The following is a 17568-nucleotide window of genomic DNA, read 5'->3' on the forward strand; positions in this document are numbered from 1 at the left end:
GAGTAAATTTGATGGAATTTAAAGCAAATAGAGTTGATGAAGCAAATGTTGAGATTAAAGCAACAATTTCAAAAGAGTTAATAGAAAAAAACTTAGATAAAGTAGCTGCTCAAGCTGCTAAAACTATGAATGTTCAAGGATTTAGAAAAGGAAAAGTTCCTGTTGCAGTTGTAAAACAAAGATATGCAGATAAATTACTTGAAGATGCACAAGGTGAGGCTATTAGAAAAGTTTTAGATGAAGGTTTAAAACAACTTGATGTTAAAAATGAAGATTTAATAGGAGAGCCTACTATTTCTAAATTTGAGAAAAAAGATAATGGAAGTGTTGAGTTAGAAATTTCAGTAGCTTGTAAACCACAAATTAATTTAGGTGACTATAAATCTTTAGTTCCAAAAGTAAAAGCTATTGAAGTTGGAATTGAAAAAATAGATGCTAGACTTACTGAAATTGCTAGTCAATCAGCACCATTAGAAAAAATTACTAGAAAAAGAGCTGCAAAAGATGGTGATTTTGCTGTGATTGATTTTGAAGGTTTTGTTGATGGTGTAGCATTTGAAGGTGGAAAAGCTGAAAAATATCCACTTCAAATAGGTTCTGGTTCATTTATTCCAGGATTTGAAGAGCAAGTTATTGGTATGAAATATGAAGAGCAAAAAGATATTACTGTTCAATTCCCAAAAGATTATCAAGCAAAAGATTTAGCTGGAAAAGATGCTGTATTTAAAGTAACTTTACATGAAATTCAAGAGAGAAAAGCTGGTGAATTAAATGATGAATTTGCAAAACAAATGCTTCCAAATGAAAAAGATGTGACTATTGATACTTTAAGAGAAAAAATAAAAGAGCAAATGGTAGCAAATGAAAAAGCAACTTATTATAGAGAAGAATTAAAACCAACATTTTTAGATACATTAGTTGAAAAAATCAATTTTGCTTTACCAAAAACTGTAGTTGAACAAGAGATTAATTTTGCACTAAATGGTAAAATAAGATCTATGAGCGAAGCTGAAATAAATGAATTAAAAGAGAATCCTTCTAAAATAGAAGAGATTAAAGAAGAGTTAAAAGCAGATGCTACAAACTCTGTAAAAGCTACATTTATTATTGATGCTTTAGCAAAAGCTGAGAGTATTGAAGTTAATGATCAAGAAGTTACTCAACTTTTATATTTTGAAGCACTTCAAATGGGTCAAAATCCGCAAGATGTTATTAAACAATACCAAGAAGCTGGATATTTACCTGCAATTAAAATGTCAATTATTGAAGAGAAAGTTATCTCTAAACTATTTGATGAGAAATTAGAAAAATAATTTTAGGATAGAAAATGAGTTATATACCATATGTAGTTGAAAAAACAGGTCGAGGAGAGAGAAGTTACGATATTTATTCAAGACTTCTAAAAGATAGAATTATCATGTTAAGTGGTGAAATCAACGATGCAGTTGCTTCAACTGTGGTGGCTCAACTTCTATTTTTAGAAGCTGAAGATTCTGAAAAAGATATCTATTTGTATATCAACTCTCCAGGTGGAGTTGTAACTTCTGGGATGTCTATTTTTGATACTATGAATTATATCAAATCAGATGTTTGTACTATTTGTATAGGTCAAGCTGCATCTATGGGTGCTTTTTTATTGAGTAGCGGAACAAAAGGAAAGAGATATTCTCTTCCAAACTCTAGAATTATGATTCACCAACCTTTAGGTGGTGCACGAGGTCAAGCAACAGATATTCAAATTCAAGCACGTGAAATTCAAAGATTAAAAGATACTTTAAATAGTATTTTAGCATCTCAAACTGGACAAGATGTAAAAACTATTGAAAAAGATACTGATAGAGATAATTTTATGAGCGCAGCTGAAGCTTGTACTTATGGTCTTATAGATGAAGTTATTGAAAAGCATAAATAAGAAGAACAATGCTTAGAGAGATTATTACATATCCAAATAAATTACTTCGAACAAAATCAAAAGATGTTGAAGAGTTTAATAGCGAACTTCACACTCTTTTGGACGATATGTATGAAACTATGATAACAGCTTCTGGAGTAGGGTTAGCAGCCATTCAAATAGCAGTACCACTAAATGTTTTAATAATAAATGCTGTAAATGAATATGATATTCAAGATAAAGATGATTTAATTGAAGCAATTAATCCAATAATTACTCATAAAGATGGAGAGTTAGTATATCAAGAAGGATGTCTTAGTGTACCAGGTTTTTATGAAGATATTACAAGAGCAAAGCATATTATTGTAGAGTATTTTAATAGATTTGGAGAAAAACAAACTATGGAATGTGAAGATTTTTTAGCAGTTGCTTGGCAACACGAAATGGAGCATTTAGATGGACATGTTTTTATAGAAAATCTATCTTTTACAAAACGACAAAAGTTTGAAAAAGAGTGGAAAAATAAGAAAAAATCTAAAAAATAGATTTTTTCTTATATACTTTTTGAGACAATATTAAAAATAATCACACTTAAAAAAATATTTGAAAAAATCCAAATATTCCAAAAAAACAATCTTTCAAAATTTGTAGCAAAAACATTCTTGAAATTTATAGGACAAGATTTAATTGCCAAAAAAATTGCTAAAAGAATAGCTAAAATAAAACTATAAAAATTAATTTGAGCAAAAACAAGTGTAAAAAATGAGAAAAATGGTGAAAATATAGTAAGAGCAAAAAGTCTTCCATATCCTTTTCTTCTTTTTTCTCCATTAAAATAACCAACTGTATAACTACAATTTGGGCAAATTGTACCCATTCTTGATAAAATTTTATTATTACAACTTGGACAATTAATAAGTTCAGACATAGATATTCCTAAATTTTTGTTGCATTATAGCAATAAGTTTTTTAATCAACAGAAATTTAAGAGAATGAATTTTTTATTTTGTCTCCTCAATTATCCAAACTTCATATAGTTTTGATATTTTTTTTATCTCATCTTTTGATGCTTTTCTTCTACAAGATAAGTATCCATTTGTTCCATCACAAGATGAAAAAGGGTAAACAGTTGCAAAAACCCAATAATATCCACCATTTTTTGTTGCATTTTTTACATATCCAGTCCAAATCTCACCTTTTTTAACAGTTTCCCACAAATCTTTAAAAGCAGTTTTTGGCATATCTTTATGTCTTACAACATTGTGAGGTTTTCCTATTAACTCCTCTAAAGAGTATTCAGCAATATCGCAAAAATCTCTATTTGCAAATCTTATAATACCTTTTTCGTCGGTTTCACTAACCAAAAAAGCATAATCATTTAAAATTGTCTCTTTTTCATCCATAATAAATGCCCCTATATTTTTTTATATTTTAAAACTTTTTATTTTTTGCATCTTCTAAAACTTCTATTGCCATAGAGGATACTACATTTGAAATGTCATTTATTAAATTCGTCTCTTTTTGATTATCTTTTGAGATTTTATCTAAGCTTACTATTGTCTGGCTTACTTGATTTATTCCTGCCATCTGTTCATTTGCTGCATCACTTACATTTTGAATAATTTGTAAAGTTTCAGTAATATGAGTATGAAGATTTTTATACCCGTTTTGCATCTCGTTTGATATATTTTTCCCTTCATAGGCTTTTTGATTTGCTATTTCTACAAGTTTTTTTATCTCATTTGCTGCTTCTGCACTTTTATTTGCAAGGTTTCTAACTTCTCCTGCAACAACAGCAAATCCCTTTCCAGCCTCACCAGCAGTTGCAGCTTCAACAGCTGCATTTAGACTAAGAATATTTGTTTGAAATGCTATTTGGTCTATTATAGTTATAGCTTCATTTATAGCTATAACTTTTTCATTTATATCATCCATGGATTGTGTTGTTTTGTTTGATAGTTTGTAGCCATCTTCAACAGCTTGTTTTACTATTTCTGCTAAATTTGACATAGAAGTAGTATTTTTTGAGTTGTTATTTGTTATTTCAGATATTTTTTCTACAGCCAAAGTTGTCTCTTCAAGACTTTCAATCTGTTTTGTAATCTTTGAAGTAAGATTTTCAATAGAGCTTTTTAGAGTTTTAGAATTAGTTTCTAAAGAGCTACCATTTTCCAAACTATTTTTTGCTTGGCTTGCCAAAGTATCACCCAAAGAGTTTACGCTTTGAATAACTTTTAAAAGTCTTGATGGATTTGCAATTTTATCGTTAATATCAATTCTATCTTTATATTCGTTTCTAGTGTAAGAAGTAAGAGTTTTTTCTATATCTATCATATACTTTTCTAAGTCATCTAAAGCATCATTTATTGTATTTTTTAGAGTATTTATCATAGGATTTGAGCTACTTGAGTTTACTCTACATTTGAAAATACCTTTTTTGAGTTTATCAAAAGTTAAAACACTCTCTCCTATTACTCTCATATCATGTTTGAATTTATCATCAAATTCATCAATTGCAATATTTATATCTTTTGTCATAACTGAAAATTCACAATTACCTTCAAGTTTTTTCTTTTCAATTCTATTTTGTTTATATGTAATAAAACTTAAAAATTCACTAAAATGAGAAGAAAACTCTTTTATTCTTTTTGTAATTCCTCTTGTTATTAAGTAGAAGATTATTAGTTGTAAAATAATTATTAATACACCTAGAAGAACAATTTTGTAGAAGAATTCAACATATATATCTTTTACATAATCTTCTTTATTTATTCCTGGAACAAGCCACATTTTCCATTCAGGAATATATTTATAGTATATTATTTTATCTTGATTTGTTACATCAGTGTAGTATTCAATTATTCCACTTTTATCACCGCTTGAGATAATTTTTTGAATAAAATCTAATGAAGCTAGATTTTTACCCTCTATTGTTGGATGAATTATTATATTTCCAGATTCATCAACAAAATATATATAACCACTTTTTCCAATTTTGATCTCTTTTATTGCATCTTTAAACTCTTTTGATTCGTATCCTTTAGGATTACTTTTTGCATAAAAAGAGCTTAGATTATAAACTGATAATCCTATGCTTTCCAAATCTTTATTGATTAAAATTTCAATATTTTTTTTAGCAATAAAAAATGATACTGAAATTATAAAGATTAAACTAATAACATTAAAAAACATAGTTAATAATAATTTTTTGCTTGTAGACATCTGTTTTCCCCCGAATTAAGACATAAAATAAATTTTATCATAATTATTTTGTTTTTTTGCAATAATATAATAAATTATTGTACTATTTTAAAAAAAGATAAAGAGTGACTATGAAAATCATAAAATCTGCCACACTTGATAGTATTGAAGCCACAATTATTGATGTTGAAGCAACATTCACAAAAGGAATGCCAAGTTTTACAATAGTTGGGATGGTTAGTACTAGTATAAATGAATCAAAAGACAGAGTAAAGTCCTCGCTACTTTTGAATGATTTCAAATTTCCACCACTAAAAATAACAATAAATCTATCACCTAGTGAATTAAATAAAAAAGGTTCACACTTTGATTTACCAATTGCTTTGCAAGTTGCTTTATTTGATGAGAGCAAAATAGGTTTTGATGATTTTTTCTTTTTTGGTGAACTAGCACTTGATGGAACAATAAAAGATACAAGTCATATTTTTGCAATAGTTTTATCTTTGGCAAAAAAAGGAGAGTTAAAAAGAGTTGTAACTTCTTTGGATAGTGCAAAAAAATTAGGAAATATTCCAAATATTAATATTTATGTTGTAAATACATTAAATAATGCAATAGAGTTTATAAAAAGTAAAGATAAAGAGAATTATTTATATGAAAAAGAGCAAATTAAGTACGAAGTTTTAAATCTAAGCAATGAACAATATTTTTATGATAAAAAGTATGATGAAGATTTTAAAGATGTTATAGGTCAAGATATGGCGAAATATGCGGCACTTATTTGTGCAGCTGGAAATCATAATTTTTTGATGGAAGGAAGTCCAGGTTGTGGAAAATCAATGATTGCAAAAAGGTTGCAATATATTTTAGCACCTATGAATCTTGAAGAGATACTTGAAAAAGCAAAACTTCAGGCATTGGATTTAAAAGATGTTGATTTTAGTCCTATAAGAGCTTTTAGAAATCCACATCATTCAAGTACAAAATCTTCTATATTTGGTGGAGGAAGTTCAAATGCAAAAATGGGTGAAGTTGCTTTGAGTAACCATGGAGTTTTGTTTTTTGACGAATTACCCCACTTTCCTAGTAATATTTTAGAAGCTTTAAGAGAACCACTTGAAGATAATAAAATATTAATATCAAGAGTAAATAGTAAGATATTATATGAGACAAAATTTATATTTGTAAGTGCTATGAATCCATGTCCTTGTGGAAATAAACTTTCAAGTATGAAAGAGTGTAGATGTAGTGATTTTGAAGTACAAAGATATAAAAACCGACTTAGTGAGCCATTTTTAGATAGGATTGATTTATATGTAGTTATGAATGATAGTTTTAGTGATAATAAAAATATCGTAAGTTCAAAAGAGCTTCACGAAAGTGTAATAAAAGCTTTTATAAGACAAAAACAAAGAGGGCAAAAAGAGTTAAATGGAAAACTAAGTGATAAAGATATAAAAAAATATTGTATTTTGGATAATGAGAGTTCTGATATACTTGAAAAAGCTAGAGTAAATTATTCTTTATCATTTAGAAGTATAAATAAAGTTTTAAAAGTAGCAAGAACAATTGCTGATATAAATGATAATGAATTTATATCTAAAAGTGATTTATTAAAAAGTCTAAATTTTAGAAAAAGATAAAAAAATATATTTTGTTTAATTACTATTAATATTTTTTTTGTAAAATCGAACAAAATTTGCGTTAAGGATCAAAATATGTCACCATCAACACTGCAGATTATCGCAGTTACTATTTTTGCACTAGCAATTATTCATATTTTTTCAGTTAAATATTTTGAACATTTAGCACACAGAAGCGAAAAACATTCTGGACTTTTCCATCTTCTTGGAGAAATAGAGGTTGTATTTGGTATTTGGGCTATGCTTTTAGTTTTATTTATGTTTATATTTCTGGGAAAAGAAGAGACAATGGACTATGTAAATAACAGAAATTACGAAGAGACAATGTTTGTATTCGTAATCATGGTTATTGCAGCAACTAGACCTATTTTAAATACAGTCTTGTCTTTGGTAAAAAAAGTATCAAATATTTTGCCACTCAAAGGAGCTACTGCATTTTATTTTGTTGTAATGTGTTTAGTTCCACTTTTGGGTTCACTAATTACAGAACCAGCTGCTATGACTTTAGCAGCACTGATTTTAAGTGATAAACTATTTTCACAAGGTATTTCAAACAAATTGAAATATATAACTTTGGGAGCTTTATTTGTAAATATATCTGTTGGAGGGACTTTGACAAATTTTGCAGCTCCTCCTATTTTAATGGTTGCAAAAACTTGGGATTGGGATACAATTTTTATGTTTACAACTTTTGGTTGGAAGGCAATCATTATTACTTTTATTAATACAGTTTTGATTATAGTTGTGTTTTATAAAGAACTTTCAAATATTAATATAAGAACAACAGTTAGTGATAGAGAAAAGATACCTTTTGCTATAATTCTAGTTCACTTTATATTTCTTTTTTTAGTGGTATATTTTGGGCATTATCCAGCATTTTTTATGAGTATATTTTTGCTATTTTTGGGAGTTACATATGCTTATCAACAATATCAAGATAGACTGATGCTAAGAGAAGGTCTTTTGGTTGCATTCTTTTTGGGTGGTTTGGTAATATTGGGTGGTCAGCAAGAGTGGTGGCTAAAAGATATTATATCAAATTTGAGTAACCCAGAAGCATTTTTAGGAGCAATAACATTAGGAGCATTTACTGATAATGCTGCTATTACGTATTTAGGTTCTTTAGTTGAAGGGTTAAGCGATGAGTTTAAGTATTATTTAGTTGCTGGAGCTGTTACTGGTGGTGGATTGACAATTATTGCAAATGCACCAAATCCAGCAGGGGCTGCAATACTAAAAAGTCATTTTCAAGATAACTCTATTGACCCTAGATTTTTATTTTTAGGAGCATTAGTCCCTACAATAATTTCTAGTTTATGTTTTATATTTTTATAAGGATAATAAAAAATGGTTTGTAATTTTGCTAAATTTGCAAGGACAAATAAGAGTTTGATAGTTTTTTCAAATGCATTTGACCACATTGAAGTTTTTAAAAAGTTTTATAAAGAAAAAGTAAAACCAAATGAGTTTGGTTTTGTAAAATTAAATAGTGATAGAATTTGTCTTTTACATGAAGATTTGAAATGCGATTTAATACAAGGTAAAACAACAGAGGATTTAAGAGATAAACTTTTAGGCTCTTTTGTGACAGAGTCTAGATATATTATTACATCTTCAAAATTTATTATTTTTCCAAAGAAATTTAGTTTTAAAAGAGTTGCAAATAGAATTTTTACAGATTTTGTGATTCAAGGTGCTGGTGAAATTACACTAGAAAAAGTAGATAATGAAATTTTGGTTAAGTGTTTTGGAGAGTCAAAAGTATTAAATGTAAAATCAAGACAAATAGACGCTATGATTATAAAAGATGAGCTTGAAGCTGAGTTTAACGATTAAAACTCATCTTCTTCTTCAGATTCACTATCAAAGCAGTAAATACACTCTTCATCAAAAAATGAGTACTCTTCATAGCAATAAAATTTTTCACAGCTATCACATTTAAAACAGTCGTACTCTTTTGCCAATTTTTGTTCTAGTTCTTCCGCACTAAAATTTGAGTTTTCTACAAAATCATCAAAGATTTTATATACATTTTTATTGTCTTCATTTTTTAGCTCTTTTGCTAAATCTTCTAAAGTTTCTAAAACCATATTTCGCCTTTTAAATATTGTAAAAGCTGTATTATCTCAAAAAATGTTATAATCGCAACTTAAAAAAATATAGGTAAGTAAATAATGATAGAAAAAGAGATAAAAACACAAAAATTTATAGTTAAATATTTTACAGAGATTATGATAAAAGGTGATAGAGCAAAAAAACAGATGTTAAATCAACTTCTAATGAATTTGCATAAACTTTCAAAAGATATTTCAAATGAGATAGTTTTAAAAAAGTTTTTTGATAAAATTGAACTCGTTACTCCTTTAGAGTTCTCTTTAGTTCTTAAAGAGAAACTTTTACAAACTCCTGGAATAGATCAAGTTTTAGAAGCTATACAAATAAATGATATGGATAGTTTAGATAAGATAAAAGTTGAAGTAAACAGATATATGTCAAATGAGATAATTGATAAAACATTTGTAATACGAGCAAAAAGAGTTGGAACTCAAGATTTTAAATCTATGGATATTGAGCAAACTGTTGGTGGCTATATGCTAGCACACAATCAAACTAAAGGTGTTGACCTTAGAAATGCTGAAGTTACTATAAAACTTGATTTAGAACATAATAAATTAAATATTATTACACAAAGATATACTGGATTGGGTGGTTTTCCACTTGGTAGTCAAGGTGAGATTTTATCTTTGATGTCAGGTGGATTTGATTCAACTGTTGCTTCATATTTATCTATTAAAAGAGGGCTTAAAACACATTTTATATTTTTTAATTTAGGTGGAATTGCTCATGAAATAGGTGTTAAACAAGTATCTTGGTATTTGTGGAATAAATTTGCCTCAACTCACAGAGTTTCATTTATTACTATTCCTTTTGAAGATGTTGTAGGACAACTTTTCAAAGATATTAGTCCCTCATATATGGGTGTTATGTTAAAAAGACTTATGATAATGGCAGCCCAAAAAGTTGCAAAAGATATGAAAATTGATGCTTTGATTACAGGTGAAAGTGTTGCTCAAGTTTCAAGTCAAACTTTACGAAACTTAAGCTTAATAGATAGTGCAAGTGATATTTTGATTTTAAGACCGCTAGCTATGATGAGTAAGCCTTATATTATTGATATTGCAACAAAAATAGGTACGAAGAAATTTGCAGAAGCAATGCCTGAATATTGTGGAGTTATATCTCAAAATCCTGTAACTGCTGGCAGTTTCGATAGAGTTGAAAAAGAGTCAAAAAAGTTTGATTATACTATTTTGGATGAAGCTATTAAAAATGCAAAAATCAAAAATATTGATGAGGTATTAGATGATGTTTGTGAAGTTGGGACTTTGGAAGTTGTAAATAGTGTTAGTGAAAACGAAATATTAGTTGATATAAGACAAAGTAACGATATTTTAAAAGCTTCTTGTGAAGTTTTAAAAATACCCTTTTATGATTTAAAAAAAGAGTTTAAAAAATTAGATAATTCAAAAACTTACCTATTATATTGTGATAAAGGTGTTTTAAGTCAACTTCACGGACAATATTTAAAAGATGAAGGAAAATATACAAATATTAAGGTTTTTAGACCTTAGTAGAAAGGACTGTTTAAAACTTAATCTCATACCTAACATTTCGACCAGCAGTACCATCTATTTGTTTTATACATCCAAATTCTACAAGAGCAGTTATATCTCTAACTGCTGTAGCTTTACTAACTTTTGTTAAAGATATATATTTTTTTGTATTAAGTCCACCCTCAAAGTTTTCATTACCCATATCAAGTATTTTATTTAAAACTTTTATTTGTCTTTCATTTAGAGCTTTGCTTCTATGTTTATCCCAAAATTTTGTTTTTTGTATAAAATATTCAATATTTATTAGTGATTGTTTCATAGCATTATTTAATATATTTAGATGCCAAATAAGCCAAGGTGTAAGATCAAACTCTTTATTTAAAAATAAGTTCGTAGTTTTATCTAGAATATCATAATAGGCTTTTCTATCTTTATTAATTGCAGTAGAAATAGAGTAGAGTTTAAATTCTGTATTTGAACTATTTTTAGATAGAATATAATCTGTAATTGCTCTTGCAATTCTTCCATTTCCATCATCATATGGGTGTATAATTACAAACCAAATATGAACTATTGCTGCTTTTATATAGATATTTTCAGAACTTTCATTACAATATTTTAAAAAGTTTTCAATATCTTCATTGATATTTTTTTCAGGTATTGCTTTGTAGTGAACTTTTTCATGTCCAATTGCACCTGAAATTACTTCCATATCACTATGACTTCTAAATTTTGCGATATCAATTTTATTTAGTTTACTATATTGAGTATGCTCAAAAAGGCAGTTATGCCAAGCATGAAGTCTATCTACATTTAAATCATTTTTATTTAAATTTGAATCTATTAAAATTTCTACTAAATTATCAGTTGCAATAGTTGAATACTTATCATTTCTTGCATCAAAATCTTTATCAAGTTTTTTCCTAAAAGAAGAACGAACACTCTCTCTTTTTAAAATCTCACCCTCTATTAAAGAAGTATTAATAGCTTCATCAGTTAATGTTTCAATTTCAATTTTTGTTATATCATCACTACTAAATAGTTTTGAAATACCATCAAGTTGTCCTCTATTGTACTCAATTTGAGTAAGTAAATCTGTTAGCTTTGATTTGTCATATTTAAAATTTGGATAATCTTTATGTTGCCATATCCATTTTATAATATTTTCTTTCATATTTTACCTTTGAGCCGAATAATTACTATAATAGTATCATAAAATGAGCCTATTATTTATCTTAATCGTATCATTTTAAAAACTATTTGATTATTATTTTTAAATCTCTATTTCAAGTCCAATAGGACAATGGTCACTTCCAAAAATATCATCTAAAATATAAGCATCTTTTACAAAATCTTTTAAATCAGAACTCACATAAAAGTAGTCAATTCTCCATCCAACATTATTTTCTCTAGCATTTGCTCTATAACTCCACCAAGAGTATTTATCTTTTAAATCACCATGTACTAGTCTAAAAGTATCGATATATCCGTGATTTAGAAACTTTGTTATCCAATCTCTCTCCATTTTTAAAAAACCACTTGTATTTTCATTTGCTTTTGGTCGTGCAATATCAATTTCCATATGAGCTGTGTTTACATCTCCACAAACAATTATTGATTTTCCATCTTTTTTCAAATTTTCACAATGATTTAAAAATCTATCATAAAACTCCATTTTGTATTCAAGTCTTTCTTCTTTGCTTTGACCATTTGGAAAATATACATTAAAAAATGCTATATCTTTATTTCCTAAATTAAAATGAACTTCATTTATTCGTCCCTCATCTAAAACATCTACACTAGGACAAGTGCAATCAAAAGTAGTGTTAATATCTGAAAATAGGGCTGTTCCACTTCTTCCTTTAATTGCAGATTCACTAGCTGTTAAAAATTTAAACTCTTTATTAAATATTGTTTTTGGAATTTGATTTTTCATTGATTTTGTTTCTTGCAATCCAAGAATATGAATATCATGCTCATCAACCCATTTTAAAGCCTCTTTTTTATCAACAGCTCTTACTCCATTTACATTCCAAGAGATAAATTTATATCTTTTTGTCATTTTTTTCTAATTTCCTTTATATCTTTTTTTTCATCTTTTATTAAGTTTGATGGCTCTTTTGGCTGTGTTGGTGTTGTTGGTTTATTTATACCAATATTTTTAAAATCTTTATTTGATAAACTGTTTTTATCATTTAAAAGGTTTTCACTTTTTCCACCGTGCATATCTATTTTTCCACTATAATTTTTATTATAGTTTGAATCTGCAAATAATAAATTTGATAAAAATATAGTAGTAATAAGCAATAATTTCATATTCTTCCCTTTTTTTTAATTTAAAGTATAACTATATTTCAATAATAAAGCCTTTATTCGGTATTTTACGAAATCTTTTTATTGGGAAAATATATGTCAGAATTTATTGCTATTTTAACTTCAACAGAAATTATTTTAGGCGTTATTACTTTTTTAACATCAGTTATCGCAGCTGTTGTTGGAATAGGAGGAGGAATGATGCTAATAGCAATTTTACCATCATTCTTACCTTTAAATGCACTTATTCCAGTTCATGGACTTACTCAAGTAAGTAGTAATATAAGCCGTGCTTTTTTTGGATACAAAGATATTCAATATGAAGTAATACCAAAGTTTTTAATAGGTTCTATTTTAGGAATAGGCTTATTTGCTGGAGTTTTGAGTTTTATTTCTCTTGAATATGTTCCTTTATTTATTGGAGTTTATATTTTACTTTCGCTTTGGAGTGCAAAGTTTAATGAAAAGATTAAAAGATATGAAAACTACTATTTAGCTGGATTTTTTCAAACAGGGCTTTCTATGGTTGTTGGTGCTACTGGACCACTTACTATGACACTATTATTTAAAGATTATGAAGATAAAGATAAAGTTGTAGCAACTGGAGCTGCTTTGATGAGTATAACTCATTTACTAAAAGTTGTTGTTTTTATATATTTTGGTTTTGTCTTTTTTGATTTTATTTGGATTATTGTTGCTATGATTTTTGGGGCTGTTTTTGGAAGTTTTGTTGGAACAAAAGTAAGGAATTTGATAGATGGTAAGAAATTTATAATTATTTTAAAAACACTACTTACAATTTTAGCTATAAAACTTATTGTAGATATTATAATAAAGCTAATTTAGAATTTTTCTATTATTAAGAATTATATTTATTTTTATAAATTATACTTTTTGATTTTACTTTTTAATGTATTTCTAGTAACACTAAGATAGGTTGAAACTTTTGAAATATTACTATTTTTTTCTAAAATCGCTTTTAGCATATATTTTTCAAAATCTTCAAAAATCAAATTTGAGTTTTCTAAACCATAAATGTTTACTAATTCTTGGGTTATTTTATTAAAAATCTCTGATTTTTTGTTATCTTTAGAACTTATATTATTTTTTATATCATCAATAGAAATTATTTCATTTCTTGAGTATAAAATAGTTTTATAGATGATATTTTTTAGTTCTCTTACATTTCCTTTTAACTCACACTCTTTTAAAAATAAGATTGCATTTTCTTCAATATTTTTTGGTTTAATTTTTAGATTTTCACAAAAAAGTTTTATAAAATGCAAAACCAACTCTTTTATATCATCTTTTCTATTTTTTAAACTAGGAACGATTATCTCAAAAGTTGAGATTCTATAGTATAAATCACTTCTAAAAATATTTGAATTTTCTAGCTCATCTTTTTTTCTCGATGTTGCACAGATTATTCTTCCTTGAAATTTAATCTCATTTGCACTTCCAAGTGGATAAAAACTTTTTGTTTCCAAAAATCTCAAAAGTTTTACTTGTAAGTTTTGGTCTAATTCACTTATTTCATCTAAAAAAAGTGTTCCAAATCCTACTTTTTGAATATGTCCAATATGTGGGTCTTTTTGATTTTTTGAGAAGTTTTCTACTTTTCCATACATTAGTTTTTCAAAAAGATTTTCAGGAATTGTTGAGCAGTTAATCGCCACAAAAGGTTCATTTGAGTTCAATGAATTTTTATGGATTAATTTAGCAATTAACTCTTTTCCTGTTCCTGTATCACCAATAATTAGTACAATTGAATCATTTTTTGCAGCAAGTCCAATGTTTTTATATATATCTTTCATAGTTTCAAATGAACCGATAAATTCATCCTCTTTGCTGTTTATTTTTGAATCTTTTTCTATATTTTTAGAGTTATATTTATTTACAGTTTGAATAATATCACTTGCACTAAAAGGTTTTTGAATAATATCAATTATTCCAGTTTTTGAAGCTTTTATCATATTTGAGGGAGTTGTATATGCTGTTATCATAATAATTGGAATATTTAAAGAGTTTTTTCTTATATTTTCAATTACATCAATTCCACTTAATCCATCTTCAAGCATCATATCTAAGATGATTAAATTCACATCAAAAACATTTAAACCATCAATTAAATCTTCTTCATTTCCATTAAAACCATAACAAGTGTGTCCATCTTTTTTTAAGATTTTTTCTATGGCATATTTTATATCATCTTGGTCATCAATTATTGCTATATTCATTATCTTCCTTTATTGGAATATTTATACTAAAGGTTGTTTTACCAAGCTTTGATTCTACTTCTATAAAACCATTATACATATAAACTATTTTATATGTGGTATATAATCCTATTCCTGATCCTTTTTCACCTTTTGTGGTAAAAAATGGTTTGTAAATATCTTTTAAAATATTTTTATTGATTCCTTTTCCAAAATCAATTACTTCAATTACGGTATGTCTATTTTTAATATATGAATTTATATAAATTAAGCCATTGATTGAAGATTCATCTATGGCATTTTCAATTAGATTTATCAAAATAGTTTCAAAGTCAGTAATTGCAATAAAGAGTTTTAAATCAGTTAAAATATCTTTTTTTATAGTTAGATTTTTATTTCTTATTTGAGTTTGAAGTATATTTAAAATATTATTTATTTGATAATTTATATCTATTTGCTCAGCTAAAAGTTTATCTATTGGTCTTCCTGTTTTTAAAAATTCATTTACTAAAAAGTCTATTTTAGAGATTATATTTGTAATTCTTTTTTTATCTTCATCATCAAGTTCATCTTGTTCGATTAGAAGTTTCGCAGGTTGTAAATAGTTTTTTATTTCATGAACTACACTTGAAGATATTTCACCAACAATTTCAAAAGAGTTCGTAAAACACTGTTTTTCTTGAAGATGTTTTAGTAGTGTAATATCTGAAAAAGATATGGCTAAAGAATCTTTTAGATTTTTTATTATCACAAAAAGATAGATAGTTTTACCATCTTTATTTTCAATATCAATCATAAAATTACTATTATTTCTTGATATATTCATCTCAATACTACTTAATATTTTTTTGTTAATTGAGTGTTCTTTAACTATCAAGTTACTTAAGCTATGAGAATTTTCATATAAAATTTTAAAATCATAATCACACAATAAAATAAACTCATCTAAACTTTCCAAAATATCATGGTAAAAATCCCTTAGATTTTGTTCATTTTTTATGGAATCATGCAATTTTTTTAAAATCAATTCCATACTATTTTGAAAAAGTGTTATTTCATCTTTCTCTTTTGAGTTTATATATTTTATTTTATCCCACTGTTTATTTTGAATCATCAAAGCATTATGTGAAAGAATTTTAAGACGATTTAATATGCTATTTGATATAAAATATGCAATTAAAAAAGATAAAATAGTAGCTATAAGTATTGAAATTGCTATGTTGGTTTTTAAATCTTCAAATAGTGAAGCCAAAGAAAATTTATCTAGTTCTATTAGAAAAACACCTAAAACTAATCCATTATTAATCAAAGGTATAAAAACCAAATTCTCCTCTTTTTTGATTTCAATCTCTTTATTCATTGGAAAATCAGCACTATTTGTATGAGCAATAATTTTATTTGAAGAATCAATAAAACCAGCAGATGTTATTAGATTGATTTTTGTAAGTGAATCTAAAAATTTATAGATACTCCAAACATCATCTTCAAGTAGTGATTTTATAAAAAAAGCTTCATTAACTTTTATTAAATCTTTTGTTGTATTTGAGGCTAGGGTATTTATATTGTTTGATAAAGAGTTTTTTATCATAAAGAAGATACCAGTTGAAAAAAGAAAAATTATCAAAAATAGAGTTATTGTAATTTTTGTTTTTATTGATAATAAATATAATTTATTTAACATTTTTATTTTCACGATTTATAATGAATTCTTTAATATCTTTGATTTTATCATAAGATATATTTTCAGGTTCAATCAAACTATCTATTGACATGGCTTTTAATATTTGTTCTCCTTGGGGATTTTTATGCATTTCTAAAAGAGCTTTTTTAAGTCTATCTTTTATATTAGAATTTATATTTTTTCTTATTATAAAAGGAGGAATTGGATAATCATCAAAACTTTCAACAATTTTAAGCTCTTTTTCTGCTTGTGGATTTTTATTTATATAAGCTTCATAAACCATACTATCAACACTAGCGCTTTGTATAAAACCACTTAAAACAGCTTGAATAGACTCTCCATGGTCATAGGTAAAAATTACTTTTTCAAAAAATTCTTCTTTATTGTAGCCTTTTTTTAAAATTTCATATATTGGTATTAATGAACCTGAATTTGAATCAGGGTCACTCATAGCAAAAGTTTTACCTTTTAAATCAAATAATTTGGTATAAGGTTTATCTTTTTTTGAAATAATCAATGAACTATAAGTTGTCTTATTTTTAACACTTGGAATTGCTATTAATTCTACTTTGTTTAATTTATCCAAATTTACATAAGTAGAACCACAAACATATGCCAAATCAACGCTCTCATTTATAATAAAACTTTCCATTATTGAATAACTTTTTGCAAATTTCAAATTCAAATCAATATTGGCATTTTTTGCTAAGTAATCCTTGAAATTCATGATAGTTAAAATATCTTCTTTTAGAGTAACTCCTGTTAAACCAAGTGTTATTTTTTCATTACAATAGAGCGAATTTGTTGTAAATAGTAAAAAAATGATGGTCAATTTCTGCAAAAAGCTGGTTAAAAATTGACCAGTTGATTTTAAATTTCTTGATATAAACATCTCTAAAGCCCTATATGTTGGATTATTTAAGAGAGATTAAAATAATTGATTTTTATCTTACTATCTAACTAAAATATATTATTGTAATTTCTATTCAATTAAGGAGAGTTAAAATGG

18 protein-coding genes are annotated in these 17568 nt (G+C 26.5%); 8 read left to right on the top strand and 10 right to left on the bottom strand.

Annotation, left to right across the window (positions count from 1 at the left end):
* The first annotated feature begins 11 nt into the window (after positions 1-11).
* From tig to def, 3 genes are read left to right on the top strand one after another with little or no spacing between them, the layout of a single operon-like run.
* On the top strand, positions 12-1313 hold the full coding sequence (tig, locus tag CJ670_RS00140) for a trigger factor (protein WP_105912405.1): 1302 nt from the start codon (positions 12-14) through the stop codon (positions 1311-1313).
* Positions 1314-1327: 14 nt separating this feature from the next.
* A complete protein-coding gene (gene clpP, locus CJ670_RS00145; RefSeq protein WP_105912404.1) occupies positions 1328-1912 on the top strand; it encodes an ATP-dependent Clp endopeptidase proteolytic subunit ClpP in 585 nt (194 codons plus the stop codon).
* An 8-nt stretch (positions 1913-1920) separates the two neighbouring features.
* Positions 1921-2436 (top strand): peptide deformylase, encoded by a 516-nt coding sequence (def, locus tag CJ670_RS00150; protein ID WP_105938398.1) that lies wholly within the window; start codon positions 1921-1923, stop codon positions 2434-2436.
* Between the two features lie 8 nt (positions 2437-2444).
* On the opposite strand, the gene CJ670_RS00155 is transcribed toward def, so the two are convergent.
* The 3 genes from CJ670_RS00155 to CJ670_RS00165 all read right to left on the bottom strand — a co-directional run bounded on the left by CJ670_RS00155 (position 2445) and on the right by CJ670_RS00165 (position 5113).
* Positions 2445-2819 carry a hypothetical protein gene (locus tag CJ670_RS00155; protein ID WP_105938399.1) on the bottom strand — a complete coding sequence of 125 codons (375 nt, stop codon included), beginning with the start codon at positions 2817-2819 and terminating at the stop codon, positions 2445-2447.
* Positions 2820-2892: 73 nt separating this feature from the next.
* Entirely contained in the window at positions 2893-3294 is a 402-nt protein-coding gene (locus CJ670_RS00160; protein WP_105938400.1) for a PAS domain-containing protein, read from the bottom strand.
* Positions 3295-3322: 28 nt separating this feature from the next.
* Positions 3323-5113 (bottom strand): methyl-accepting chemotaxis protein, encoded by a 1791-nt coding sequence (locus CJ670_RS00165; RefSeq protein ID WP_105938401.1) that lies wholly within the window; start codon positions 5111-5113, stop codon positions 3323-3325.
* Between the two features lie 110 nt (positions 5114-5223).
* On the opposite strand from CJ670_RS00165, the gene CJ670_RS00170 reads away from it, so the two are divergent.
* The 3 genes from CJ670_RS00170 to CJ670_RS00180 all read left to right on the top strand — a co-directional run bounded on the left by CJ670_RS00170 (position 5224) and on the right by CJ670_RS00180 (position 8571).
* Entirely contained in the window at positions 5224-6735 is a 1512-nt protein-coding gene (locus CJ670_RS00170; RefSeq protein ID WP_105938402.1) for a YifB family Mg chelatase-like AAA ATPase, read from the top strand.
* A gap of 75 nt (positions 6736-6810) precedes the next feature.
* Positions 6811-8070, top strand: a complete 1260-nt coding sequence (locus CJ670_RS00175) for a putative Na+/H+ antiporter (RefSeq protein ID WP_105912538.1) — start codon at positions 6811-6813, stop codon at positions 8068-8070.
* Positions 8071-8082: 12 nt separating this feature from the next.
* Positions 8083-8571, top strand: a complete 489-nt coding sequence (locus tag CJ670_RS00180) for a hypothetical protein (RefSeq protein WP_105912537.1) — start codon at positions 8083-8085, stop codon at positions 8569-8571.
* Here CJ670_RS00180 and CJ670_RS00185 read toward each other — a convergent pair.
* Positions 8568-8825 carry a hypothetical protein gene (locus CJ670_RS00185; RefSeq protein ID WP_105938403.1) on the bottom strand — a complete coding sequence of 86 codons (258 nt, stop codon included), beginning with the start codon at positions 8823-8825 and terminating at the stop codon, positions 8568-8570. The genes CJ670_RS00180 and CJ670_RS00185 overlap by 4 nt on opposite strands.
* A gap of 84 nt (positions 8826-8909) precedes the next feature.
* Here CJ670_RS00185 and thiI point away from each other — a divergent pair, with 84 nt between their 5' ends.
* On the top strand, positions 8910-10367 hold the full coding sequence (thiI, locus tag CJ670_RS00190; protein WP_105938404.1) for a tRNA uracil 4-sulfurtransferase ThiI: 1458 nt from the start codon (positions 8910-8912) through the stop codon (positions 10365-10367).
* A gap of 13 nt (positions 10368-10380) precedes the next feature.
* On the opposite strand, the gene CJ670_RS00195 is transcribed toward thiI, so the two are convergent.
* The 3 genes from CJ670_RS00195 to CJ670_RS00205 all read right to left on the bottom strand — a co-directional run bounded on the left by CJ670_RS00195 (position 10381) and on the right by CJ670_RS00205 (position 12665).
* Positions 10381-11523 (bottom strand): Fic family protein, encoded by a 1143-nt coding sequence (locus tag CJ670_RS00195; RefSeq protein ID WP_105938405.1) that lies wholly within the window; start codon positions 11521-11523, stop codon positions 10381-10383.
* A gap of 99 nt (positions 11524-11622) precedes the next feature.
* Positions 11623-12411 carry an exodeoxyribonuclease III gene (locus tag CJ670_RS00200; protein ID WP_105938406.1) on the bottom strand — a complete coding sequence of 263 codons (789 nt, stop codon included), beginning with the start codon at positions 12409-12411 and terminating at the stop codon, positions 11623-11625.
* Entirely contained in the window at positions 12408-12665 is a 258-nt protein-coding gene (locus CJ670_RS00205) for a hypothetical protein (RefSeq protein ID WP_105938407.1), read from the bottom strand. The genes CJ670_RS00200 and CJ670_RS00205 overlap by 4 nt, the downstream gene beginning before the upstream one ends.
* Before the next feature lie 93 nt (positions 12666-12758).
* On the opposite strand from CJ670_RS00205, the gene CJ670_RS00210 reads away from it, so the two are divergent.
* On the top strand, positions 12759-13508 hold the full coding sequence (locus tag CJ670_RS00210; RefSeq protein WP_105938408.1) for a sulfite exporter TauE/SafE family protein: 750 nt from the start codon (positions 12759-12761) through the stop codon (positions 13506-13508).
* Between the two features lie 32 nt (positions 13509-13540).
* Here CJ670_RS00210 and CJ670_RS00215 read toward each other — a convergent pair whose 3' ends face one another.
* From CJ670_RS00215 to CJ670_RS00225, 3 genes are read right to left on the bottom strand one after another with little or no spacing between them, the layout of a single operon-like run.
* Positions 13541-14899 carry a sigma-54-dependent transcriptional regulator gene (locus tag CJ670_RS00215; RefSeq protein WP_105938409.1) on the bottom strand — a complete coding sequence of 453 codons (1359 nt, stop codon included), beginning with the start codon at positions 14897-14899 and terminating at the stop codon, positions 13541-13543.
* Positions 14880-16559 (bottom strand): ATP-binding protein, encoded by a 1680-nt coding sequence (locus CJ670_RS00220; protein ID WP_133161054.1) that lies wholly within the window; start codon positions 16557-16559, stop codon positions 14880-14882. The genes CJ670_RS00215 and CJ670_RS00220 overlap by 20 nt, the downstream gene beginning before the upstream one ends.
* Positions 16549-17391 carry a phosphate/phosphite/phosphonate ABC transporter substrate-binding protein gene (locus CJ670_RS00225; protein ID WP_165785159.1) on the bottom strand — a complete coding sequence of 281 codons (843 nt, stop codon included), beginning with the start codon at positions 17389-17391 and terminating at the stop codon, positions 16549-16551. The genes CJ670_RS00220 and CJ670_RS00225 overlap by 11 nt, the downstream gene beginning before the upstream one ends.
* Positions 17392-17568 lie beyond the last annotated feature (177 nt).

It is taken from the genome of Arcobacter cryaerophilus gv. crypticus (assembly GCF_002993025.1).
Lineage (GTDB): Bacteria > Campylobacterota > Campylobacteria > Campylobacterales > Arcobacteraceae > Aliarcobacter > Aliarcobacter cryaerophilus_B.